Annotated in this window: 22 protein-coding genes and 2 tRNA genes; 8 read left to right on the top strand and 16 right to left on the bottom strand. The window is 62.5% G+C overall.

Annotated elements, in window-relative coordinates; translation table 11 throughout:
* Positions 1-2 precede the first annotated feature (2 nt).
* From moaC to mobA, 4 genes are all read right to left on the bottom strand, one after another.
* Positions 3-800 carry a cyclic pyranopterin monophosphate synthase MoaC gene (gene moaC / locus BCL93_RS00105; protein ID WP_112053096.1) on the bottom strand — a complete coding sequence of 266 codons (798 nt, stop codon included), beginning with the start codon at positions 798-800 and terminating at the stop codon, positions 3-5.
* 51 nt (positions 801-851) lie between these two features.
* Positions 852-2,171: a gephyrin-like molybdotransferase Glp gene (gene glp, locus BCL93_RS00110; protein WP_112053097.1), complete on the bottom strand. Its 1,320-nt coding sequence runs from the start codon at positions 2,169-2,171 to the stop codon at positions 852-854.
* Positions 2,168-2,776, bottom strand: a complete 609-nt coding sequence (gene mobB, locus BCL93_RS00115) for a molybdopterin-guanine dinucleotide biosynthesis protein B (protein WP_112053098.1) — start codon at positions 2,774-2,776, stop codon at positions 2,168-2,170. Before mobB ends, glp begins: the two co-directional genes overlap by 4 nt.
* Positions 2,777-2,920: 144 nt before the next feature.
* The gene (gene mobA / locus BCL93_RS00120) at positions 2,921-3,517 is read right to left on the bottom strand and encodes a molybdenum cofactor guanylyltransferase MobA (protein ID WP_112053099.1); all 597 of its coding nucleotides are present in this window, start codon (positions 3,515-3,517) and stop codon (positions 2,921-2,923) included.
* Between the two features lie 188 nt (positions 3,518-3,705).
* On the opposite strand from mobA, the gene BCL93_RS00125 reads away from it, so the two are divergent.
* Entirely contained in the window at positions 3,706-4,287 is a 582-nt protein-coding gene (locus BCL93_RS00125; protein ID WP_112053100.1) for a cupin domain-containing protein, read from the top strand.
* A gap of 27 nt (positions 4,288-4,314) precedes the next feature.
* Here BCL93_RS00125 and BCL93_RS00130 read toward each other — a convergent pair whose 3' ends face one another.
* The 7 genes from BCL93_RS00130 to BCL93_RS00160 form a co-directional block, all read right to left on the bottom strand.
* Positions 4,315-5,556 carry a uracil-xanthine permease family protein gene (locus BCL93_RS00130; protein ID WP_112053101.1) on the bottom strand — a complete coding sequence of 414 codons (1,242 nt, stop codon included), beginning with the start codon at positions 5,554-5,556 and terminating at the stop codon, positions 4,315-4,317.
* A gap of 125 nt (positions 5,557-5,681) precedes the next feature.
* A complete protein-coding gene (upp, locus tag BCL93_RS00135; RefSeq protein WP_112053102.1) occupies positions 5,682-6,311 on the bottom strand; it encodes a uracil phosphoribosyltransferase in 630 nt (209 codons plus the stop codon).
* A gap of 103 nt (positions 6,312-6,414) precedes the next feature.
* Positions 6,415-7,116 carry a uracil-DNA glycosylase gene (gene ung / locus BCL93_RS00140; protein ID WP_112053103.1) on the bottom strand — a complete coding sequence of 234 codons (702 nt, stop codon included), beginning with the start codon at positions 7,114-7,116 and terminating at the stop codon, positions 6,415-6,417.
* A gap of 7 nt (positions 7,117-7,123) precedes the next feature.
* Positions 7,124-7,627: a xanthine phosphoribosyltransferase gene (gene gpt / locus BCL93_RS00145; RefSeq protein WP_112053104.1), complete on the bottom strand. Its 504-nt coding sequence runs from the start codon at positions 7,625-7,627 to the stop codon at positions 7,124-7,126.
* Positions 7,628-7,661: 34 nt separating this feature from the next.
* Positions 7,662-8,207: an adenine phosphoribosyltransferase gene (locus BCL93_RS00150; protein ID WP_112053105.1), complete on the bottom strand. Its 546-nt coding sequence runs from the start codon at positions 8,205-8,207 to the stop codon at positions 7,662-7,664.
* 19 nt (positions 8,208-8,226) lie between these two features.
* The gene (locus tag BCL93_RS00155; RefSeq protein WP_112053567.1) at positions 8,227-9,531 is read right to left on the bottom strand and encodes an NCS2 family permease; all 1,305 of its coding nucleotides are present in this window, start codon (positions 9,529-9,531) and stop codon (positions 8,227-8,229) included.
* A gap of 292 nt (positions 9,532-9,823) precedes the next feature.
* Complete coding sequence (locus BCL93_RS00160) at positions 9,824-10,450, bottom strand: riboflavin synthase subunit alpha (protein WP_112053106.1); 627 nt, start codon at positions 10,448-10,450, stop codon at positions 9,824-9,826.
* Positions 10,451-11,059: 609 nt separating this feature from the next.
* Here BCL93_RS00160 and BCL93_RS00165 point away from each other — a divergent pair.
* The 4 genes from BCL93_RS00165 to BCL93_RS00180 all read left to right on the top strand — a co-directional run bounded on the left by BCL93_RS00165 (position 11,060) and on the right by BCL93_RS00180 (position 14,325).
* A complete protein-coding gene (locus BCL93_RS00165; RefSeq protein ID WP_112053107.1) occupies positions 11,060-12,103 on the top strand; it encodes a methionine ABC transporter ATP-binding protein in 1,044 nt (347 codons plus the stop codon).
* Positions 12,084-12,737, top strand: coding sequence for a methionine ABC transporter permease (locus BCL93_RS00170; protein ID WP_112053108.1), 654 nt, complete (start codon positions 12,084-12,086; stop codon positions 12,735-12,737). The genes BCL93_RS00165 and BCL93_RS00170 overlap by 20 nt, the downstream gene beginning before the upstream one ends.
* 130 nt (positions 12,738-12,867) lie before the next feature.
* Positions 12,868-13,689, top strand: coding sequence for a MetQ/NlpA family ABC transporter substrate-binding protein (locus BCL93_RS00175; RefSeq protein WP_112053109.1), 822 nt, complete (start codon positions 12,868-12,870; stop codon positions 13,687-13,689).
* 147 nt (positions 13,690-13,836) lie between these two features.
* The gene (locus BCL93_RS00180) at positions 13,837-14,325 is read left to right on the top strand and encodes a GAF domain-containing protein (RefSeq protein WP_112053110.1); all 489 of its coding nucleotides are present in this window, start codon (positions 13,837-13,839) and stop codon (positions 14,323-14,325) included.
* A gap of 74 nt (positions 14,326-14,399) precedes the next feature.
* On the opposite strand, the gene BCL93_RS00185 is transcribed toward BCL93_RS00180, so the two are convergent.
* From BCL93_RS00185 to glpK, 3 genes are all read right to left on the bottom strand, one after another.
* Positions 14,400-14,476 (bottom strand) — tRNA-Val (locus tag BCL93_RS00185).
* 24 nt (positions 14,477-14,500) lie between these two features.
* Positions 14,501-14,577, bottom strand: a tRNA-Val gene (locus BCL93_RS00190).
* Between the two features lie 131 nt (positions 14,578-14,708).
* Positions 14,709-16,226 (bottom strand): glycerol kinase GlpK, encoded by a 1,518-nt coding sequence (gene glpK / locus BCL93_RS00195; protein ID WP_112053111.1) that lies wholly within the window; start codon positions 16,224-16,226, stop codon positions 14,709-14,711.
* A gap of 266 nt (positions 16,227-16,492) precedes the next feature.
* On the opposite strand from glpK, the gene BCL93_RS00200 reads away from it, so the two are divergent.
* Positions 16,493-17,269 (top strand): DeoR/GlpR family transcriptional regulator, encoded by a 777-nt coding sequence (locus tag BCL93_RS00200; RefSeq protein ID WP_112053112.1) that lies wholly within the window; start codon positions 16,493-16,495, stop codon positions 17,267-17,269.
* 338 nt (positions 17,270-17,607) lie between these two features.
* Positions 17,608-19,113, top strand: a complete 1,506-nt coding sequence (gene glpD / locus BCL93_RS00205) for a glycerol-3-phosphate dehydrogenase (protein WP_112053113.1) — start codon at positions 17,608-17,610, stop codon at positions 19,111-19,113.
* 188 nt (positions 19,114-19,301) lie between these two features.
* Here the strand turns inward: glpD and BCL93_RS00210 are convergent, their stop codons facing one another.
* Both BCL93_RS00210 and BCL93_RS00215 read right to left on the bottom strand, forming a co-directional pair.
* A complete protein-coding gene (locus tag BCL93_RS00210; protein WP_112053114.1) occupies positions 19,302-20,684 on the bottom strand; it encodes a class II fumarate hydratase in 1,383 nt (460 codons plus the stop codon).
* 48 nt (positions 20,685-20,732) lie between these two features.
* Entirely contained in the window at positions 20,733-21,785 is a 1,053-nt protein-coding gene (locus tag BCL93_RS00215; protein ID WP_181462992.1) for a GGDEF domain-containing protein, read from the bottom strand.
* A gap of 196 nt (positions 21,786-21,981) precedes the next feature.
* Here BCL93_RS00215 and BCL93_RS00220 point away from each other — a divergent pair, with 196 nt between their 5' ends.
* The gene (locus BCL93_RS00220; RefSeq protein ID WP_258395858.1) at positions 21,982-22,350 is read left to right on the top strand and encodes a phasin family protein; all 369 of its coding nucleotides are present in this window, start codon (positions 21,982-21,984) and stop codon (positions 22,348-22,350) included.
* Positions 22,351-22,503: the final 153 nt, after the last annotated feature.

Genomic DNA, 22,503 nt, shown 5'->3' on the forward strand with positions numbered 1-22,503 from the left:
CATCAACCTCCCGTTACCGGCGGGAAAAAGGCGACCTCATCGCCATCGGTCAGCGGGGTCTGATCACCGCCCATCACCTGATTGACCGCACATAGCACGCGCCCTTCATTGAGCCCGGCAAAACGGGCGTCCTTGGCCGTGAGTGCCGCCTTGAGCCCGGCAATGTCGGCGCTTTCCAGCGCATCGAAGGGCAGGTCGATGTCGCTGACACCGAGCCGCTCACGCAGCTCGGCAAGGCACTTGATATGAATGCAGGGCGCCGCGGTATCCAGCGCCAGCCCCGGATCGGCATGGCGCGAGGCACCGGTGACGATGGGCGACGACATCGCTTGGCGGCGGTAATCGCCTGACTTGCCCCCGGTCTTGCTTTCCAGGCGGATCTCGCCGATTTCCATGTCCTTGTCGACGGCCTTGCACATGTCATAAAGCGTCAGGCAAGCCACCGATACCGCCGTCAGCGCTTCCATCTCAACGCCGGTTCGGCCATTGAGTCGACAGGTGGCGCTGACCTCGACGCTGGAGGTGGGCTCATCAAGGCGAAATTCGATCGCCACCTTGGACAGCGGGAGTGCATGGCAGAGCGGAATCAGCTCATGGGTGCGCTTGGCCGCCTGAATGCCGGCGATACGCGCCGTGGCCAGCACATCGCCCTTGGGCAATTCACCATCGGCCAACAGCGCGAGCGTCTCGGGGTGCATGCGAATGCGCCCACTGGCGACGGCCTCTCGCCGGCTTTCGGCCTTGTCGGCCACGTCCACCATGTGGGCCTCGCCGCGGGCATTAAGATGGGTCAGGCTCATACAGGGTCACCCGCTCGTAAAGTGAATCGGACACGACACATTATCGCACCCTTAGCCGCGATGCATAAATGGCTGTAGCGTCACCGTCTCGCCGGCCTCGATGCCGGCGCAAGGCGCCGCGATCTCGATCAGGCAGTTGGCGGCGACCATCGAGGACAGGATGCCGGATCCCTGGCGACCGGTACTGCGCACCCAGAGCTGTCCGCTCTCATCAGCGTGATAGACACCACGCAGGAAGTCCACGCGCCCGCTGCGGCTCTTGAGCGATTCCTCGGCGCGCGCCATGAGCCGCAGCGGCTGCCAGGCATGCTCGCCCTGCAGGCGGCGGATCAACGGCTGGACGAACTGCAGAAAGGTCACCATCACCGCCACCGGATTTCCCGGCAAGCCGAAGAACGGTACGCGCTCACTCCCCAGGCGGCCGAAGGCCAATGGCCGACCGGGGCGCATGGCGATCCGCCAGAAACCCAGCTCACCGGTTTCGGCAAGCGCCGGCTTGATCCAGTCCGCCTGACCGACCGAGACGCCACCACTGGTGATCACTATATCCGCCGCTGCGGCCGCATCTCGCAGTGCACTGACCATGCCCTGCGACGAATCGGCGAGGATGCCAAGGTCGATGACCTCGACACCAAGGGCCGTGAGCAGACCGTGCAGCGAGAAGCGATTGGCATCGAAGATGCCATCCATGGGCAGCGGCTCGCCGGGAGCCGTGACCTCGTCGCCGGTCGAGAAGATCGCTACCTTCACCTGCCGCGACACTCGGGCGCGATCGACGCCCAGCGAGGCCAGCAGCCCAAGGTGCTCGGCGGCCAGTCGGGTGCCGGCGGTCAGGGCCACCGCTCCATGCGGCACGTCTTCGCCCGCCTGACGCACATGCTGGCCAACCTTGACCGTCTCGGGGCGTGTGACCCTCACTCGCTCGCGCCCGGCCTCGGGTGGCGCTTCTTCGAGCTGCTCGCTCATGATCACCGTATCGGTGCCAGGCGGCATCGGGGCGCCGGTGGTGATGCTCACCGCGGCATGCTCGGGCACCTCGTCGCGATAGCCGTGGCCGGCCAGAGACTCCCCCACCAACGCCCAACACTCGGGCAGCGCCAGCGGAGCGTGTTTCTGGCCTTGCTCCTGAACTTGTCTCTGGCTTTGTTGGCCCACAGGCCATGCCAGGGCGATACCATCCATGGCCGCATTGGTATTCTGGGGCACGTTGACCGGCGAGGTGATGTCCTCGCTCAACACGCGCCCACGCAATGCCGCCAGGGGCAGGGTTTCATGCGCGGGCGACGAGGCGGCAGCGAAGCCGAGGATCGCTTCAAGGGCTTCATCCACCGATAGCATGCGTTCACCCAGGTCAAAGCAGGACAGGCTCATGTCGACGCCTCCTGAGAAGCGCTTAACTGGCGTGCCGGCATGCCGCGCTGCTCAGGCCAGCGCCCGGGCCAGGCCGCCACCCAGTCGGTGAGCGCCGCCAGGTCATCCAGAGACAGCGACTCCACGCCCGCCGGCAGGGTCAGCGGCGTACTGCTGGCCACTGCCATCACCCAGGGGTCCTCGACGGCACGCAGCGGTTTGCCAAGCGACGGGCGGTGAAGCTCCAGCTTGGGCAGCGGCCAGGCCTTGAAGCCTTCGATCAGCACCAGGTCCGGGGCCAGCGGCCGCACCTGCTCGATCAACGCCGCCAGGTCGGGCTCATCCTGCCCCGGGGTATTGATCATCAGCGCGGTGCGAGAGCGTGAGGCAATCAGCATCGGCGCGGCGCCCGCCTCGCGCAGACGATGGCTGTCCTTGCCCGGCTGATCGATATCGAACTGATGATGCGCATGCTTGATTACCGCCGCGCGAATGCCCCGTTCGGCAAGCCTTGGCAGCAGCGCCTCCAACAGGGTTGTCTTGCCTGTGCCACTGAAGGCCGCAATACACAGCAGCGGCAAGGGTTCATCGGCCAGCGGCAGTCGATGTTCGGCCTGCTCGTTCATTTCCTGCGACACCCCTTGTTGTGACGACCTTCCATATGACGAACATTCTAGTGACGACTGTTCTCGGGACGACTGTTTTCGGAACGACCGCTCCTGGGACGCCGGGTCATGGGGCACCTTGTCATGCGGCACGTGTTTGCCTCCTCAGGCTTCACCGGCTCGCAGCTGCTGTGCCAGCCGGGCCTTGTCGTCTTCGGTATTGAGGTTGGCGAAAGCGGCTGGGCAGTCGCTGAAATCCGCCCGCGTCCAGGTATGGCGAGCGTACCAACGATCGATCTTGCGTTCGCCCTCGCGCAGGGCGTCGCCAAGATCCTCGGCCAGGTCTCGGCGAATCAAAGCCACCACCGGATGATCCCGCTCACCGTCATGGGCAACGGCAATATCCGCCTCGCCGATCGCGGCAATCAGGCGCTCAACCAGATCATCAGGCAGCGCCGGGCTGTCGCAGGGCACGACCACTACCCAGGGTGTTTCGGCTGCCTCGAGGCCGCTCCAGATGCCCATCAGGGGCCCCTGGTAACCGCCTTCTCGATCGCAGACCACCCGGCTGCCCAGCGCCCGATATTCATCGAGATGCCGGTTGGCATTGATCAGCACCTCGGCCACGCGGCCCTCGAGACAGCGCCTGGCATGTTCGATCAGGCGCGCGGACCCAAAGGGCTCCAGCCCCTTGTCGCGACCGCCCATGCGCCGCCCCTGGCCGCCGGCCAAAATCAGGCCTGTCACTTCATAATGCGTCATCTCAAGCCCTCGTTTGGTCCCTGATTCACAAGGATTATCGCTGGTGCCAGCCTAACGCAAAGCGCCCCGTCACGAACCCTTATGACGCAAGTTGACCACCATGGTCTTAGATTAGAGACCGCCATGCCCTTAAGTTCCCGCTCATGAGTGGGTATCATGCTGTAAAAGATGTTCAACAAGGGCCGCCCATGAGTGGATTCGACGTCGGCAATCGCCTCAAGCAATTGCGCTTGTCGCGTGAGCTATCACAGCGCGAACTGGCCAAACGGGCCGGAGTCACCAACAGCACCATTTCGCTGATCGAGCAGAACAGTGTCAGCCCTTCGGTCAGCTCGCTGAAGAAGATTCTCGATGCCATGCCGGTCTCAATCAGCGAGTTCTTCGCCGGTGATAGCGAATCTCAGGAGCAGGTCTTCTATCGCTCCAGCGAACTTACCGAGATCGGCGACGGCACTCTGTCATGGAAACTGGTGGGCGCGCGCAGGCCCAACCGCAGCATGTCGATCATCCACGAGCACTACCCGCCCGGGGCGGATACTGGCCAGGAAATGCTGGAGCACGAGGGGGAAGAAGGCGGGGTGGTGATCGCCGGCACTATCGAGCTGCAGGTCGCCGACGAGGTGCAGCATTTGAAGGCAGGCGATGCCTACTACTTCGATTCACGCCTGCCCCACCGCTTTCGCAATGCAAGCGACAGCGAATGTGTGATCGTCAGCGCCAATACCCCGCCGTCCTTCTCAGACGGCGGGAATGAACAGCATCACGCCTGAGACATTCGCTTTAACGGTTCAATCGCCCTACTCACCTTCTTTGGCCGGCGGCAACACGGCGTTGAGCACGATGCCCACCAGCGCCGCCAGGCTCACGCCCTGCAGGGTGAACTGGCCGCCGCCCACCTGCATGCCACCGATACCGAAGACCAGAATCAGCGACACCACCACCAAGTTGCGCGGTGCGGTCAGCGAATGGCCGGCGCGCACCAGAGTGTTCATGCCCACCACCGCGATCGAACCGAACAGTAGCGTCATGATGCCGCCCATCACCGGGGCAGGGATGGTTTGCAGCAGCGCGCCGAGTTTGCCGAGGAAAGCCAGCACGATGGCGGTCACGGCGGCGATCATCATGATCCGCGGATCGAAGGCACGGGTCAGTGTCACTGCACCGGTCACTTCGGAATAGGTGGTATTGGGCGGGCCGCCAAACAGCGCCGCCACGCTGGTGGCCAGGCCATCGCCCAGCAGGGTGCGATGCAGGCCGGGCTTCTCGAGGTAGTTCTTCTTGGTCACCGAACCAATGGCGACCATGTCGCCGATATGCTCCACCGCCGGCGCGATGGCCACCGGGATCATGAACAGGATCGCGGCCCAATGAAAGGTCGGGGCCGTGAAGGACGGCAGCGCCAGCCAGGCCGACTCATTGACCGGCGTGAAGTCGACCACCCCCATCAGCAGCGCCAGTGCATAGCCGGTGACGATGCCACCCATGATCGGCACCAGGCGAATCAGGCCGCGACCGAAGACCGCCAGCACCAGCGTCACCAAAAGGCTCGACATCGACAGCACCAGCGCCTGGCCATAGCCGATGGCGTCGCTGGTCTCGCCCGTCGCCATGTCCACTGCCACCGGGGCCAGCGCCAGGCCGATGACCATGATCACTGGCCCCACCACGACCGCCGGCAGCAGGTGATGCAGCCAGGCGGTGCCCTTGATCCGCACGAACTGGGAAATCACCACATAGACCACGCCCGCCGCCATCAGGCCGCCCATGGTCGCGGGAATGCCGAAGTTCTGGACCGAGCCCTGGATGGGCGCGATGAAGGCAAACGACGAGGCCAGAAACACCGGCACGCTCTGGCGGGTAACGCTGTGGAACACCAGCGTACCCACCCCCGCCGTGAACAGCGCCACGTTAGGGTCAAGCCCCGTCAGCAGCGGCACCAGCACCAGTGCACCGAAGGCGACGAACAGCATCTGCACCCCGGTAAGCAGAATGCGCGGCAAGGATTGTGTGGACTGGCGGCCGGCCACCGTATCGGTCATATCAGGTCTCCAAGGTGAGAAACAAAGCAATCTGGCCCTGCCATCAGGACTCAGGAAACATCAGCGCACAGCAAAACGCCCCTGCGTGATCACGTCAGGGGCGTTTTGGCCTATCAGGTCACGACTCAGCGAGTCCCGAAGATCTTGTCACCGGCATCGCCGAGGCCCGGCACGATATAGCCGTTCTCGTCGAGGCGATCGTCAACTGCCGCGGTGTAGATCTCGATGTCCGGGTAAGACTCCTGGACACGCTTGATCCCTTCCGGGGCCGCGACCAGCACGATGACCTTCATCTGCTGGCAGCCACGCTCACGGAGCATGTCCAGGGTCGCCACCATGGTGCCGCCAGTGGCCAGCATCGGATCGATGACGATGGCCTGACGCTCTTCGATATCGTTGGCGAACTTGGCGAAGTACGGCACCGGCTCGAGGGTCTCTTCATCACGATAGAGCCCCACCACGCTGATGCGGGCGCTGGGAATCAGGTCGGTGACGCCGTCGAGCATGCCGAGACCCGCACGCAGGATCGGCACGATGGTGACTTTCTTGCCCTTGATCTGCTCGATCTGGATCGGCTCTTCGCTCCAGCCCTCGATGGTGGTCGGTTCGAGTTCCAAGTCCTGAGTGGCTTCGTAGGTCAGCAGCTTGGCCACTTCTCCGGCCAGCTCACGGAAGCTCTTGGTGCTGATGTCATTGGCACGCATCAGGCCGAGCTTGTGCTTGACCAGGGGATGGTTGATGGCGTGAACGCTCATGGCGGCGGACCTCTTCGGGCGACGGGATGGGACGAATGACGGCTTTGTCGCATGAAGATCATGCACAAATTGCGCGACATTCTACCCGTATCGGTCGACGAGGTTAAGGCTGAGTGGGCAGCTGCCAGTCGATGGGGTCACGGCCGTGCTCGGCGAGGAAGGCATTGCCCTGGGAAAAGTGGTGATTGCCGAAGAAGCCACGATGCGCCGAAAGCGGCGACGGGTGCGGCGATTCAAGCACCAGATGGCGCCCGGTATCGATCAGTGCCTTCTTCTGACGGGCATGGCTACCCCACAGCAGGAAGACACAGGGCGCGCATTGTTCATTGACGGTGGCAATCGCCCTGTCGGTGAAGGTTTCCCACCCGCGCCCACGGTGTGACGCTGCCTGCCCCGCTTCGACGGTCAGCACGGTATTGAGCAACAGCACGCCCTGGCGCGCCCAGTACTCGAGATGGCCGTGATCGACCGGGGTGCAGCCTAGATCGCCGGCCAGCTCCTTGTAGATGTTCTTGAGCGACGGAGGCACCTTCACTCCCGGCTGCACCGAGAAGCACAGCCCGTGAGCCTGATCCGGGCCGTGATAGGGGTCCTGACCGAGGATCACGACCTTGACCTGGTCGAGCGGCGTCAGCTGGAAGGCACGAAACCAGTCCGCGGAGTGCGGATAGATGATCCGCCGCTCGCGTTTGTCCTTGGCCAGGGCGTCACGCAGCGCCTGCATGTAGGGGGCGCCAAATTCCGCCCCCAGATGACGATCCCAGCTTTCCGGCAATGGAGGTTGTGCAGAGGTACTTTCCGACATCTCGACCTCAGGCACCGCTCTCGCCGGAGGCCTCGCCGCGCACGCGATCCGCCAGCGGCTCGACGTAGGCAACGCCCATATCCCAGGGGAACTGAATCCAGCAGTCCTGCCCCACTTCGGTCAGGAACTGATCGACCAGCGGCCGCCCTTCCGGCTTGGCGTAGACGGTAGCGAAATGCGCCTTGGGCAGCATTTCGCGCACCTTGCGGGCCGTCTTGCCGGTATCGACCAGGTCATCCACCAATAGCCAGCCGTCACCGTCGTGATCGACGCCTTTCATGACATCGAGACCGCCCTGGTCCATGTGGTCGTAGCTCTTGATGCACACGGTATCGATCAGGCGCAGGTTGAGCTCGCGGGCGATCAGGGCAGCCGGAATCAGGCCGCCGCGAGTGATGGCGATAATCCCCTTGAAGTCACGCTCGACCAGCTGATGGCAAAGCTCGCGAACATCACGATGCAGCTGGTCCCAGGAAACGATGAAGTGTTGCTGATAGCGGTTGGCGCTCATGACGAATTACCAAAAACGTAACGGGGGACGAGACTTACTCGTCCTCGGTGAAGGAGCAGACAGCGAAGACGCCAAAACCGGCCTCGCGGATCTTGTCGGAACCGGCGAGCTCCGGCAGGTCGATGATGGTCGCGGTCTCGACCACATGACCGCCGGAGCGAGTGATCAGCTTGGCTGCAGCACACATGGTACCGCCAGTGGCGATCAGGTCATCGACGAGCAGGATGCGATCGCCATGATGGAAGGCATCGGCGTGCAGCTCGACCTCAGACTGGCCGTACTCGAGGGTGTAGGTCTCGCTGATGGTGCGAAACGGCAATTTGCCCTTCTTGCGCACCGGCACGAAGCTGCAGCCGAGCTCATAGGCCAGCGGTGCGCCGATGATGAAGCCGCGGGCGTCGATGGCTGCCACCGCGTCCAGATCCATGTCCTGATAGCGGTGCACGAAGCTGTCGATCAGCTTGCGAAAAGCCGAGCTGTTCTGCAAAAGCGGCGTGATATCACGGAAGTTGACCCCCGGCTGCGGCCAGTCGGGGACGGTGCGAATCACGGATTTGATGTAGTCGCCGTAGATGCTCATCGATGGTCGAATCCAGTGGTCAGTCGAGGAAGAAGAATTTGAGGACGAAGACAATCGCCAGCACGATCACTGCCGGGTTCAGGTCGCTGAAGCGGCCTGACAGGGTCTTGATGGCAGCGTAGCTGATGAACCCAAGCGCGATACCCTCGGCAATCGAGAAGGTCAGGGGCATGGCCAGCGCGGCGATCAGCACCGGGGCGGCCTCGGTGGCGTCATCCCAGTCGGCATGCGCCAGGCTACCCGCCATCAGCGAGGCCACATAGAGCAGCGCCCCGGCCGTGGCGTAGGCGGGAATCGAGCCGGCCAGCGGTGAGAAGAATAGGCTGATCAGGAACAGCGCACCAACCACCACGGCAGTGAGGCCGGTGCGACCGCCGGCGGCGATACCCGAAGCGCTCTCGATGTAGCTGGTGGTGGTCGAAGTACCCAGTGCAGCACCCGCCATCGAGGCGGTGGAATCGGCCATCATGGCGCGCCCCAGGCGCGGCAGCTTGCCGTCCTTGTCGAGCAGCCCGCCGCGGTGGGCAACGCCGATCAGGGTGCCGGAGGTATCGAACAGGTCAACGAACAGAAAGGCAAAGATCACGCTGAACATCGCCACGTTGAAGGCACCGGCGACATCCATGGCCATGAAGGTTGGCGCCACGGACGGCGGCATCGACATCACGCCGTTGTAATCGTTGTGGCCCAGCAGCATCGAGAGCACGGTAACGCCCAGGATGCCAATCATCACCGCACCGGTGACCCGCAGGTAGGACAGCGCGGTGATCACGAAGAAGCCCCCCAGGGCATACAGCGCCGAGGGCTGGGTCAGATCACCGAGGGATACCAGGGTCGCCGGGTTGTCGACCACGATACCGGCGTTTTTCAGCGCGATCATCGCCAGGAACAGCCCGATACCTGCCGCGATCCCCAGGCGCAGGGTCATGGGGATCGAGTTGATGATCCACTCGCGGATGCGAAAGACGCTGAGCAGGAAAAAGGTCAGGCCCGAGAGGAAGACAGCGCCCAGCGCGGTCTCCCAGGAGTAGCCCATGCCCAGCACCACCCCATAGGTGAAGAAGGCGTTGAGGCCCATGCCCGGCGCCATGGCGATTGGATAGTTGGCCCACAGCCCCATGATCAGACAGCCGATGGCGGCGGCCACACAGGTGGCCACAAACACTGCGCCGTAATCGACCCCGGCTTCCGACAGGATGCTCGGGTTGACGAAGATGATGTAGGCCATGGTCAGGAAGGTCGTGACCCCGGCGATGATCTCGGTGCGAACGTTGGTGCCGTGTTCGCTGAGCTTGAAGTGGTTGTCGAGCAGTCGTTTCAACATCGGCATTACCCTACCCTGGCGCGTGGACCCTGATGGTCCGGGTGCGAGAAAAGCCGCATATCTTACCCCATCGACCAAGGCCGATGCGATAGGCGGCATCCTGATACGACACGGCCGGCGAGCCTCATGGGATCACCGGCCGCTGCTGTCCGCCATGACAGACATCCTACGCTGTCATGGCATTCGCTAGGCTATTTATAAGCAATCGCCGGGCCAGAGACACGCATGGTCGCCAACGCAAAGTTGACGGAATGGTCAACTCAGCCACAGACCACCTCAGCCGCGCTTCCCATCAGCCGCGACTGGCCAGCACCCGCTCGACGGTCTCGACGATCGCCTGGGTCTGCGGATCAATTTCGATATTGACGTAATCGCCGGGCTTGCGGTCTCCAAGCGTGGTCCGTGCCAGGGTCTCGGGGATCAAGTTCACACAGAAGCGAGGCGCTGCCGCCGCGTCACCGGGACGCACTTCGCCAATGGTCAGGCTGATGCCGTCGACGCCGACGTAGCCCTTGTCGAACAGGAAGCGGCCATAGGCAGCTGGTACCTCAAACCACAGGCGACGATTGTTGGGCGCTTCCTCCAACTCAACCAGTTGTGCCATGCAGACCACATGGCCCGACATGGCATGACCGCCGATCTCGTCACCGAAGCGCGCCGCACGCTCTATATTGATGCGATCACCCACCTCCACTGCACCAAGGTTGGTCAGTCGCAGCGTCTCGCGCATCAAGTCTACCCATACATGACGGCCCTCGATGGCCGTCACCGTCAGGCAGGCCCCGTTATGCGCCACCGAGGCCCCGGTCACCAGGCCCTCGCATAGCTCAGGCGGCAGGGCCATTTCGAAGGTCCGGAAGTCTTCTTTGTCGGTCACTGACACCAGGGTGGCGGTGCCTTGAACAATACCGGTAAACATGGCGATCCTCTGCGTGCGACATCATTCGGGCGACTCAGCGCCCGCCAAACCGTCGAGTCTACCAGCCTGACAGGCCATCCAGCAGGGCCTTGTCGAGAGGGCTCAGTTAAGAGCTCAGTTAAGGGCTCAGCTAAGGGCTGAGTTAAGGGCTCGGTTACGGACTCAGCAAAGGGCTTTGTGACAGCGCTTTGTGACAGCGCTCTGTGACAGCTTGCAGTTAAAGGCGCCTTGCATACTCAAGTAATACCTAACCCAAGACGCACACGGCGCACAGCAGGTCTTTTGATATACATCTGACACCCATCGCCTTGATAACAGCGATATGCACTGGTTATTGGCGCTATAAGCCGAAACTTGTACCAGGATCGTTGACACCCCACGGTAGGCACCCTAAGATTCACCCCACTTTTTTTAGGCGCCGATTTGTACCCGGCTTGCGGGCGCCCTCGTCTGGCTCGATTCGTCGAGCCTCGCGGGAAGTGCAGCTAAAAGGGTGTGTCCAGCGTTGATGGCCACCCGTCAGGGTGGCCTTTTTTTTGCCCTCTGGACTGCCCTTCTCTGCCTTGCGGTGCCGCAGCCACTTCGATCGGCCAGCGACTCGACGGACCCATGATCAGACTCGAAAACGTCTCCAAGACATACGGCAGCGGTGCTCATGCCATTCAGGCCTTGAAGCACGTCGACCTGCATGTCCCTAAAGGCAGCATCCACGGCGTCATCGGCCTGTCCGGCGCAGGCAAGTCGACGCTGATTCGCTGCGTCAACCTGCTCGAACGCCCCACCACCGGCAGCGTCCAGGTGGATGGCGAGGAACTCACCCGGCTGAGTGGTCCGAGCCTCAATCAGGCACGCCATCAGATCGGCATGATCTTCCAGCACTTCAACCTGCTGGCCTCGCGCAGCGTCTATGACAACATCGCCTTGCCGCTGGAACTGGTGGGCATGAGCAAGGATGCCATCCAGGAGCGGGTGCTACCGCTGCTCGACCTGACCGGCCTTGCCGACAAGGCCGACAAGTTCCCGTCCGAGCTCTCCGGCGGCCAGAAGCAGCGCGTGGCCATCGCCCGAGCGCTTTCCAGCCGACCCAAGGTACTGCTGTGCGACGAGGCCACCTCGGCGCTGGACCCCCAAACCACGGGCTCCATCCTCGAGCTGCTCAAGGACATCAACCAACAGCTGGGGCTGACCATTCTGCTAATCACCCACGAGATGGAAGTGGTCAAGACCATCTGCCATCGGGTCGGCCTGATTTCCGACGGCGAGCTGGTCGAAGAGGCCGACGTCGGCGACTTCTTCACCGCGCCACGGACCCAACTGGGCCGCGAGTTCCTCAACGACTTCCTGGAACTTGAACCGCCCCGGGCACTGGTCGAGCGGCTCGAGGCAGAGCCCAGCGTGAGCAGCCACCCGGTGGTACGTCTGGCCTTCAGCGGTGACGCCGTGGCCACCCCGCTGGTATCACGCCTGGCCCGGGAATGCGGCGTGGATGTCAGCATCCTGCAGGCCAAGGTCGAATCGATTCAGGGCCGCACCCTGGGGCTGATGATCGCCGAACTGATCGGCAATTCCCACGACACCCGCGCGGCTCTCAAATATCTGGAAGCCCACGACCTTAAAGTGGAGGTGCTTGGTCATGTCCAACGCGATGCTTGAACTGATTCTCGAGGCCACCCTCGACACCCTGTACATGGTCGGCATCGCCGGGCTGATCGCGGCGGCGGCCGGAATCCCACTGGGCGTGCTGCTCTACGTCACCCGCCCAGGGCAGATCCTCGCCAACCCGGTGACCCAGAAGGTGCTGGCCATCGTCACCAACGTCGGCCGCTCGATTCCCTTCATCATCCTGATGGTGGCGATCATTCCTTTCACGCGGCTGATCGCCGGCAGCTCGATCGGTACCAACGCCGCTATCGTGCCGCTGACCATCGCCGCGATCCCCTTCGTCGCCCGCCTGGTGGAAGGTGCACTGAACGAAGTGCCGCCGGGGCTGGTCGAGGCCGCCCAATCGATGGGTGCCACGCCCTACCAGATCATCACCAAGGTGCTGCTGCCCGAGGCCAAGGGCGGAATCATCAACGGCATGACCATCACCGTGGTGACGCTGATCAGCTATTCGGCCATGGCCGGCGCGGTCGGCGGTGGCGGGCTGGGTGACCTGGGCATACGCTACGGCTACAACCGCTTCGACCCGGTCGTCATGCTGATCACCGTGGCCATTCTGGTGATCATGGTGCAGGGCTTTCAGAGCCTCGGCGACCACCTGGTACGCAAGGCCGACCACAAGTAACGATCGCGACCTGCCGGGATGGCAGGTCGCCCGAGAGCGCTGGACGCCAACCGTCCGGCTTGCCATTAAAAACTCGCCCACCCGGCGAGAGATCATTCGCGGCTTTTTAGCCCCAAGGGAGAGCATCACGATGACCAACACCCTGGCAAACCTGCTTCGCCCCACCCGCCTGCTGGGGGCCGCTGCCCTCGTCGGTACCAGCCTGCTTGCCGGCTGCGGCAGTGACGAAGACCAGACGCTCAAGATCGGCACCGTTGCCGGCCCCGAGACCGAAGTCATGCAGGTGGCCCTCGGCATCGCCAAGGAGAAGTACGACCTGGACGCCGAGATCGTCGAGTTCACCGACTATGTCTCGCCCAATGCCGCGCTGGCCGACGGCAGCCTGGATGCCAACGCCTTCCAGCACGAGCCGTACATGCAGAGCATGGTCGAGGACCGCGGCTATGACTTCGCCATTGCCGGGCGCACGTTCGTTTACCCGATCGGTGCTTACTCGGAAAAGTTCGAGCGCATCGAAGATCTGCCGGAAGGCGCTGTCATCGCCCTGCCCAACGACCCGTCCAACGAAGGCCGTTCACTGATCCTGATGCACAACCAGGGTTTGATTGAGCTCGACGACCCGCAGAACCTGGAAGCCACGCCGATCGATATCATCGATAACCCGAACGACTTCGAGTTCCGTGAGATCGAGGCTGCCCAGCTGCCGCGCGTGCTGCCCGACGTCGACCTGGCTTTCATCAACAACACCTTCGCCCAGCCGGCCGGCCTGAGCCTGGACGACGCCCTGATCAAGGAAGGCCCCGAGTCTCCCTACGTCAACCTGATCGTGGTGCGTGGCGGTGATGAAGACCGCGAAGCGATCCAGCAGCTGGTCGACGCCTATCAGAGCGACGCCGTGATCGCCAAGGCCGAAGAGCTGTTCAAGGGTGCAGCGGTTCCCGGCTGGAAGTAATCACCAGGCCCCGTTCCGACCGCTATACGCAAAACGCCAGCGCCACGTGCGCTGGCGTTTTGCCATCTGCGACCCGCCCTGCTCGCTCACACCCCATGACACCTTCCACTTCACGACACCTTCTACTTCACGGCAAGAGAAACGATCATGACCGAACGCCAAACTGATCTGCCCGCTACCGACTACGGCCTGCTGGCACGCCAGCTCGAAGCCCTGCTCGATACACGCGACGCCCTGACCAACAGCGCCCAGACCTGCGCCTTCATCATGCAGAGCGTGCCCGGCCTCAACTGGGCCGGCTTCTATCTGCACCGCCTGCCCGAAACACTGGTGCTGGGCCCTTTCCAGGGCAAACCCGCTTGCAACCCCATCCCCTTCAGCAAGGGTGTCTGTGGCGCCGCCGCCCGCAGCCGTGAAACCCAACGGGTCGAGGATGTCCACGCGGTGGCCGATCACATCGCCTGCGACGCGGATTCCCGCTCGGAGCTGGTGATCCCCATCGTCAGCGATGATGGCCTGTGGGGCCTTCTGGATCTCGATAGCCCCCTACCCGGCCGTTTCGACGACCAGGACCAGGCTGGCATCGAAGCGCTGATGACGGTATTTGCCGCGCGCACCGACCTCGCCACGCTCTGAGCGGCAAATCTGAGGGCAAAAAAACGCCAAAAACGAAAAAACCCCGCAACCTTGGGCTGCGGGGTTTTAGAATCTGGTAGGACCGAGCGGATTTGAACCGCTGACCTCCACGATGTCAACGTGGCGCTCTAACCAACTGAGCTACGGTCCTGCTGTTGGCCGTTACAAGGATGCTTGGTAGGACCGAGCGGATTTGAACCGCTGACCTCCACGATGTCAACGTGGCGCTCTAACCAACTGAGCTACGGTCCTGCATCACTTGTTGCATGGCGAGCCTTGCTTGCCTCGGCAACGGAGACGTATTCTACCCATCACCCTGCAGAATGCAAGCCCATTCTCAAAAAAAACTCACGGCAACTCAACCGCTTGGCGACAAGCCATCCTCAGAGCGCGACCACCTGATCATCGCCGGCCTGGGCTTCACTCTTTACCCGGCGCACCGCCTCCCGCCAGCCCTGATAAAGCCTTTCTCGCTCCGCCTCGGGCATTTGAGGCATAAAGGTGCGCTCGCCGTTCCACAGGGCAGCGACCTCTTCAAGGTCGCGATACCAGCCAACATGCAGTCCGGCGAGATACGCCGCTCCCAGCGCCGTGGTTTCAGGGACTCGAGGGCGGTCCACCGGCACCCCCAGCATGTCGGCCAAGAACTGCATCACCCAGTTATTGGCGACCATGCCGCCATCGACGCGCAAGGTGCCGGTGGAGGCCGTGATGTCGTCATCCATGCAGGCCTGTAGATCGCGGGTCTGGAAGCACACCGACTGCAGGCCGGCAGCGACCAGCTCGGCGATGCCGGTATCACGGGTCAGCCCGAAGATGGCGCCGCGGGCCTGAGGATCCCAGTGCGGCGCGCCGAGGCCGGTGAAGGCCGGCACCAAATAGACACCGTGCCCGCTGCGGGTGGTGCTGGCCAGCTGTTCGGTCTCGGCGGCATCGGCGAATAGCTTGAGGCCATCGCGCAGCCACTGGATGGCCGCACCGGCAACGAAGATGCTGCCTTCCATGGCATAGGTCACCTTGCCATTGAGTCGATAGCCAACGGTGGTGAGCAGGCGATTACGCGACGTCTCGGCCTTGTCGCCGGTATTGAGGATCATGAAGCAGCCGGTGCCGTAGGTGCTCTTGCCCATGCCTGGCTGGAAGCAGGCCTGTCCGACCAGCGCCGCCTGCTGGTCACCGGCGATGCCGGCCACCGGGATCGGGGCGCCGAACAGAGGTGCCTCGACGGTGCCGAAGTCATCGCTTGAATCCTTCACCTCGGGCAGTAGGCTTTCCGGAATGCCGAACAGGTCGAGCAGGTCCGTATCCCAGCGCTGGGTGTGAATATTGAACAGAGCCGTGCGTGAGGCGTTGGTGGCATCGGTTGCGTGCACGCGTCCACCGGTCAGGCGCCACAGCAGAAAGGTATCGACGGTGCCGAAGGCCAGCTCGCCGGCCTCGGCACGTTCGCGAACTCCCGACACCTCGTCCAGCAACCACTTGAGCTTGGTCGCCGAAAAATAGGGATCGATAAGCAGGCCGGTGCGCTGCTGAATCAGCTCGCCATGGCCCTGGTCATTGAGGCGCCGACAGACCTCATGGGTGCGCCGGTCCTGCCAGACGATGGCCGGATAGACCGGCTCGCCCGTCGCGCGATCCCACACCAGGGTCGTTTCCCGTTGGTTGGTGATACCGATCGCCGCCACCTGATCGGCGGCCAGGCCGGCCTTTTCGAGCACCGCACGACAGCTATTTTCGACCGTGCGCCACAGATCCTCCGGATCATGCTCGACCCAGCCATCGGCGGGAAAGTGCTGAGTGAACTCCTCCTGGGCCGAGGCCAGAATTTCCCCTTCCCGGTTAAACAGGATGGCGCGGGAACTGGTCGTTCCCTGATCGATGGACAGGATGCAGGAGGCCATGAAGCAGATTCCTTTAGCGAGACGGTGCAGGCGGCCCTGACGGGGCAGCGACACCTTTCGTTTTCGAATCAGAAAAGGGTAATGGGGTTTTCGTTTTACAACAATTGTCAGAACGGCTTCAGCGCATACCACCATCGTCTAACGCTCAACCAATGCGGTATGCCACGACACCAATGCCGTGCCGTTTCTTGCTAAGATAAGTCCCAACGCGGCCAACCGCGCCCCTACTTAGCTTCATACTTAACTCCAGCCAGGCCGGGCCTGTCATGATTCAGCAGAAACGCCACGATGCCATCATCGCTCTGGTCAAGCACCAGGGCTACGCCTCCATCGAACAGTTGACCCGCGACTTCGGCGTCACCCCGCAGACCATTCGACGTGACCTCAATGCACTTTCCAATGAGGGGCTGATTCGTCGCGTGCACGGCGGCGCAGGCCTGGAATCGAGCACCGTCAACACCGCCTACCACACGCGCAAGACGCTGAACGTCGAGGCCAAGCGCCGGATCGCCGAGTACCTGGCGGCACAGATTCCCAATCATGCCTCGCTGTTCATCAACATCGGCACCAGCAACGAGCTGGTCGCCGAGGCCCTGCAGTACCATCAGGGCCTCGAGGTGATCACCAACAACCTCAACGTGGCGGCGATTCTTCAGCACAAGGAAGACTTCAACGTCATCGTCGCCGGCGGCCAGGTGCGGTCCCGCGACGGCGGCATCATCGGCGAGGCTGCCATCGACTTCATCAATCAGTTCAAGGTCGACGTCGGCATCATCGGCATCAGCGGCATCGACGAGGACGGCTCGCTGCTCGAGTTCGACTATCAAGAGGTGCGGGTCGCTCAGGCCATCATCCAGAATTCTCGCCAGGTGTTCCTGATCGCTGATCACTCGAAGTTTCACCGCAATGCGGTGGTACGCCAGGGCCGCATTACCCAGATCGACGCCCTGTTCACGGATCGCGAGCCGCCCGAAGCGATCCGCCGACTGCTCGATAGCAACGACGTGGCCCTGCATATCGCGCCGACGTCTTCCGAGGCCTGATACTCGGGCCCCATCCCCGCCGCCCGCCTATCCGGCCGGCATTGCCATTCACGCTAGCCGCTCTCGCCACACTCCCCAGCCCCGCCACCGATGGCGGGGACTGCTGCTCGCCTACTTACCTACTTACCTACTTACCTACTCACCTACTCGCCAACTCGACTACTGAATCAGGCTCCGGTGACATGCTGCCGAGTCGGGCTGCCCGACACACATTTTCGATTTGCATCTTTCGTGTTCGCTTTCCTATACTGTATTTTCTAAAACGAACACATGATGGGCCTCACCAGCGCATGGTCTCGCAGAGAGCCTCGCTGAGCCCTCTTCTCGCGGAGCGAACCATGCGTGAACCCCAGCAGCAAGAGCTTCTCGACCTTTTCGTTGTCGGCGGCGGCATCAACGGCGTTGGCATCGCCAATGACGCTGCGGGACGAGGTCTCAGGGTCGGGCTGTGCGAGCAGGCGGACCTGGCCAACGCCACCTCCTCTGCCAGCAGCAAGCTGATTCACGGCGGATTGCGCTACCTTGAGCACCGCGAGTTCCGCCTGGTGCGCGAGGCCCTGCACGAGCGCGAGGTGCTGTTAAAGAAGGCCCCGCATATCGTCTGGCCGCTGCGCTTCATCCTGCCCCACCAGCCTCACCTGCGTCCGGCCTGGATGATCCGTGCCGGCCTCTTCCTTTATGACCATCTCAGCCAGCGCGCAAGCCTGCCAAGCTCCAAGGGCCTTCGCTTCGATGCCACGAGCCCGCTGAAGCCAGCCATCACCCGCGGCTTCGAGTATTCCGACTGCTGGGTCGACGACGCCCGTCTGGTGGTACTCAATGCCCTTCAGGCTCAGGAGCAGGGGGCGGAGATCATGACACGCACTCGCTGCATCGAGGCTCGCGAGGAGGACGGGGCCTGGCACATTACCCTCGAGGATCGCGACACGGGACGCCAGATCACCCGCCGCGCCAAGACCCTGGTAAATGCCGCGGGCCCCTGGGTGGAGTCTTTCATCAGCGGCAAGACGACACGCCGGTCGCGCTATGGCATTCGCATGATCCAGGGCAGTCACCTTGTCGTGCCCCGCATCAACGTCGACGAGCGCGCCTACATTCTGCAGAACCACGATGGCCGCATTGTCTTCGTGCTGCCCTATCAGCAGGACTTCAGCCTGATCGGCACCACCGACCGCCGCTACAAAGGCGATCCGGCCAAGGTCGATGCCAGCGACGAGGAAACCGACTACATCCTCGACGTCGTCAACGCGCACTTCCGTCAGACGCTCAGCCGGGATGACATCGTCACCACCTTCTCCGGGGTGAGACCCTTGTGCGATGACGAGTCCGCCGACCCGTCGGCCATGACCCGCGACTATACCCTGGACCTGGACGATGAGGGCGCACCGCTGCTGTCGATTTTCGGTGGCAAGATCACCACCTATCGGCGCCTGGCGGAAGCCGCCATGGACAAGCTGGCCCCTCTGCTGCCGAGCATGGGGCCGAGCTGGACCGCCGAGCGACCGCTGCCGGGCGGAGACATCGGCAGTCAGGATGCCTTCATGGCCCGGCTGGTAAGAGACTACCCCTTCCTCGGTGAGTCCCGAGCCCGTCGCATGGCCTCGAGCTACGGCAGCCTCTGCCTGAGCTTCCTGGGTGATGCCCGCCGCGTGGAAGATCTTGGCGAGACGTTCGGCGCCGGCCTCACTGCCGCCGAAGTCGACTATCTGCTCGAGCGGGAATGGGCCCGCGACGCCGAAGACATCCTCTGGCGGCGCACCAAGCTTGGGCTGCGCCTCTCGGCGGATGAGGTGAATCGCCTGAGCCGCCACATCACTACCCGAAGAGAGGCACAGGCTGCCTGACCGATTGGCTAGCACCCGCCCTGCCTTAATCGTCAGCATCTAACATGCCCACTGACCAAAACGCCGCGCTCATTTGAGCGCGGCGTTTTTGGTGTTGCCCCGTTGGTGACCCTGACTGGTGGCGCTACTTGCCCATGCTCTTGCTGATAGCGACAAACCTGGCCAGGCCGGCTTTGGCTTGGCGACAATTAGTTGCCGGGAATGCCGCCGCGGGTCAGCGCCGCAGGGTCCAGTAACCTTTCCAGCTCATCACGCCCCAGATCGGTATCTTCATCGGCCACGTCGAGAATCGGCCTGCCCGCCTGATAGGCTTTCTTGGCGATCGCAGCTGCAGCATCGTAGCCGATCACCGAGTTAAGGGCCGTGACCAGGATCGGGTTGCGCGACAGCGGAGCCTCGATGTTGTCCTCGCGCACGGTGAAAGTCGCAATGGCGCGATCGGCAAGCAGCCGGCTGACGTTGGTCATCAGGGTAATGCCGGTATGCAGGTTGTGGGCGATCAGGGGCAGCATCACGTTGAGCTGGAAGTTGCCGCTCTGCCCGGCCACCGCCACTGCCGCATCCAGACCGATGACCTGAGCCGCGGCCTGAGCCGCCGATTCGGGAATCACCGGATTGACCTTGCCCGGCATGATCGAGCTGCCTGGCTGCAGGGCTTGCAGTTCGATCTCGCCGAGTCCTGCCAGCGGCCCAGAGTTCATCCAGCGCAGGTCGTTGGCGATCTTCATCACCGCACAGGCATAGGTCTTGAGATGCCCCGAGAGCTCCACCGCAGCATCCTGGCCGGCGAGGCTGGCGAAGGCACTGTCGTTGGGCATCAGCGCCAAGCCTGTCTGATCGCTCAAGGCCGTGGCCATGCGCTCGGCGAATTCGGGATGAGCGTTGACCCCGGTTCCCACGGCCGTGCCGCCCTGGGCCAGACGCCCAAGCCGCACCTGCCCGTCCTCGAAGCGCTCGATGGCCTGAGAGATCTGGCTCGACCAGCCGCCAAGCTCCTGGCTCATGCGCACCGGCATGGCATCCATCAGATGGGTGCGGCCGGTCTTGACCACGCCATCGAGCTCGGCAGCCCTGGCATCGATAGTAGCTTGAAGATGCGCAAGCGCCGGCATCAGCGCATCCTTTACGGCCATGGACACCGAGACGTGGATCGCCGTCGGAATCACGTCGTTGCTCGACTGACCCATATTGACGTGATCGTTTGGCCCCACCACGAGGTCTTGCCGAGACGCCAGGTGGGCGATGACCTCATTGACGTTCATGTTGCTCGAGGTCCCCGACCCCGTCTGATAAACATCGATGGGGAATTGATCATCATGCTCGCCGGCAATGATCGCCTGCGCCGCCTGCTGTATCGCGTCGGCACGCGGCCCATCCAGCAGTCCCAGTTCGGCGTTGACCTTGGCCGCCGCGGCCTTGATGCGCGCAATGGCGTGAATGAAGGCGACCGGCATGGGCTGGCCGCTGACCGGGAAGTTATTGACGGCACGCTGGGTCTGAGCGCCATACAGGGCGTCAGCAGGCACCTCAAGTTCACCCATGCTGTCACGCTCAATGCGGGTATCGTTCATCGGGCTGTCCTTATTGCTCAGAAAACACTATCTGAAGCCGTAGAAAAATCAGCTGGCCAATTGCTGAGGCTCACTGCTCAGGGAAACGCGATGCCCGCCAGCGACCTTGCTCGAGTACATGGCATGGTCGGCATGCTCCATCAGCGTCGCGAGCTTCTCGCCATGCTGAGGATAGGAGGCCACCCCGACACTGATGCGGGGCAACTCGTCCTCGGCTCGCTCGAGCAAGCGCTCGAGCATCGCCATGGCTCCCTCTTCATCAGTATTGGGGAGGAACATGCCGAATTCATCCCCCCCCAGCCTGGCCACCAGGTCGCTATCGCGCTTGCAGTCTTCCAGACAGCTCGCCACCGCCAGCAACGCGCGATCCCCCATCGCATGACCGTCACGATCATTGATGGCCTTCAGATCGTCCATGTCGATGATCACCACGCTGAACGGGCGCCGGTAACGCACACCATCGGCATGAAAGGGGGTAACCAGCTCAAAGAAGGCGCGGCGGTTGAGCATGTCGGTCAGTGAATCGCGGGTCGCCATATTCAGCAGCATGCGGTTCGACAGATGAATCGCATCCACCAGCACCGCCGTGAGATAGCCGGTAATCAGGAAGACCACCAAGTTGGAGCCCGCCACAAGAAGGCCCTCAGCGCTGAGCAAATGCCCGCCACCGAGCTGAAAAAGAAGCAGATAGCAGGCCGCAATCAGCCCCACCAATAGCAAGGTTGCTGTCGTCCCCAGGGTCAGGGCGCTGGTCACCACAGCAAGCAGATAGAGACTGCCCATGGGGCCCTGCACACCGCTGGTGCCATGCAGGAACCAGGTGATGAAGCCGACCATGACCAGAGTGTGCAGGGTCAAGAGCCAGCGACGGCGTTCATCGAAATACTTGAGCCGACTCGCCAGCAGACTGAACAGGAAATAGCCGGCGGTACCTACCACAATGGACATACCCCCCATCTGTGGCGAGCCTACTACCACCAGATGAAAGATGACCAGGCTCACCAACAGCCATTCGATCTGATAGACCCCGGTCGTGAAACCACTGATCTGTACCCTGCGTGGATCCCAGACCAAGGGGGGTAACGGGTCCTTTTGTGACATCTTGTTCCTCATCGCCAATCCCTGCCCATCCTTGCTCCTATCATGCCAAGCTCGCCGGGGGATAGCGACCCGGTCATGCCGATGGGATTACGGCCTTGGCCGCAATCCATGTTGCACTGCAACAAAACAGCTGCTATTGTGCACTGCAACGAAGGTCAAAAACCCTTCGTATCCAGATATTCTACGGAGGTGTGCAATGAACGACTTCATGAACAACATCAACTTTGGCAAGACCACTGAACAGCTCGAGACCTTCTTCTTCGGTCCGGCCCGCGCCTATGCAGCGCTGACCCTGGACTACAGCGAGAAGCTCGCCAACGCTCAGTTCGACGCCATCAAGGCCTACAGCGACACCAGCCTGAGCCAGGCGCGCGCCGCCATGGACATCAAGGATGCCGAAGGCCTGCGCAGCTACATCGAAGGTCAGCAGAAAGTCGCCAAGGATCTTGGTGAGCGCGTCAAGGGCGACACAGAGAAGGTCGTAGCCCTGAATCAGGACTTCGCTCAGCAGAGCCAGAAACTGGTAGAGAGCAGCGTCAAAACCGCTTCTCAGTCCGCCAAGTAAGCTTTGTTTGAAAGCAAGTTCGGGCTAAAAGGCCCACGCCGCTACCAGTAACTAGTGGCATTAGAGAGTGGCCGGCCTCAATCTGATACCCGGCCAACTCCCTCCCCAAAAGGCCGCCGATCCCTGATCGGCGGCCTTTTGCCGTCTATCGTT

Source organism: Onishia taeanensis (genome assembly GCF_003268885.1).
Lineage (GTDB): Bacteria > Pseudomonadota > Gammaproteobacteria > Pseudomonadales > Halomonadaceae > Onishia > Onishia taeanensis_A.

Excerpts from the sequence above, each read along its gene's own strand:
- BCL93_RS00220 (WP_258395858.1), top strand. The coding sequence starts at position 21,982 with ATGAACGACTTCATGAACAACATCAACTTTGGCAAGACCACTGAACAG.
- BCL93_RS00125 (WP_112053100.1), top strand. The coding sequence starts at position 3,706 with ATGAGTGGATTCGACGTCGGCAATCGCCTCAAGCAATTGCGCTTGTCG.
- ung (WP_112053103.1), bottom strand. The coding sequence starts at position 7,116 with ATGTCGGAAAGTACCTCTGCACAACCTCCATTGCCGGAAAGCTGGGAT.
- glpK (WP_112053111.1), bottom strand. The coding sequence starts at position 16,226 with ATGGCCTCCTGCATCCTGTCCATCGATCAGGGAACGACCAGTTCCCGC.
- BCL93_RS00215 (WP_181462992.1), bottom strand. The coding sequence starts at position 21,785 with ATGTCACAAAAGGACCCGTTACCCCCCTTGGTCTGGGATCCACGCAGG.
- BCL93_RS00170 (WP_112053108.1), top strand. The coding sequence starts at position 12,084 with ATGTCCAACGCGATGCTTGAACTGATTCTCGAGGCCACCCTCGACACC.
- BCL93_RS00175 (WP_112053109.1), top strand. The coding sequence starts at position 12,868 with ATGACCAACACCCTGGCAAACCTGCTTCGCCCCACCCGCCTGCTGGGG.
- gpt (WP_112053104.1), bottom strand. The coding sequence starts at position 7,627 with ATGAGCGCCAACCGCTATCAGCAACACTTCATCGTTTCCTGGGACCAG.
- BCL93_RS00210 (WP_112053114.1), bottom strand. The coding sequence starts at position 20,684 with ATGAACGATACCCGCATTGAGCGTGACAGCATGGGTGAACTTGAGGTG.
- mobA (WP_112053099.1), bottom strand. The coding sequence starts at position 3,517 with ATGACGCATTATGAAGTGACAGGCCTGATTTTGGCCGGCGGCCAGGGG.
- upp (WP_112053102.1), bottom strand. The coding sequence starts at position 6,311 with ATGAGCGTTCACGCCATCAACCATCCCCTGGTCAAGCACAAGCTCGGC.
- BCL93_RS00165 (WP_112053107.1), top strand. The coding sequence starts at position 11,060 with ATGATCAGACTCGAAAACGTCTCCAAGACATACGGCAGCGGTGCTCAT.
- BCL93_RS00130 (WP_112053101.1), bottom strand. The coding sequence starts at position 5,556 with ATGACCGATACGGTGGCCGGCCGCCAGTCCACACAATCCTTGCCGCGC.
- BCL93_RS00200 (WP_112053112.1), top strand. The coding sequence starts at position 16,493 with ATGATTCAGCAGAAACGCCACGATGCCATCATCGCTCTGGTCAAGCAC.
- glp (WP_112053097.1), bottom strand. The coding sequence starts at position 2,171 with ATGAGCCTGTCCTGCTTTGACCTGGGTGAACGCATGCTATCGGTGGAT.
- glpD (WP_112053113.1), top strand. The coding sequence starts at position 17,608 with ATGCGTGAACCCCAGCAGCAAGAGCTTCTCGACCTTTTCGTTGTCGGC.
- BCL93_RS00155 (WP_112053567.1), bottom strand. The coding sequence starts at position 9,531 with ATGTTGAAACGACTGCTCGACAACCACTTCAAGCTCAGCGAACACGGC.
- moaC (WP_112053096.1), bottom strand. The coding sequence starts at position 800 with ATGAGCCTGACCCATCTTAATGCCCGCGGCGAGGCCCACATGGTGGAC.
- BCL93_RS00150 (WP_112053105.1), bottom strand. The coding sequence starts at position 8,207 with ATGAGCATCTACGGCGACTACATCAAATCCGTGATTCGCACCGTCCCC.
- mobB (WP_112053098.1), bottom strand. The coding sequence starts at position 2,776 with ATGAACGAGCAGGCCGAACATCGACTGCCGCTGGCCGATGAACCCTTG.
- BCL93_RS00160 (WP_112053106.1), bottom strand. The coding sequence starts at position 10,450 with ATGTTTACCGGTATTGTTCAAGGCACCGCCACCCTGGTGTCAGTGACC.
- BCL93_RS00180 (WP_112053110.1), top strand. The coding sequence starts at position 13,837 with ATGACCGAACGCCAAACTGATCTGCCCGCTACCGACTACGGCCTGCTG.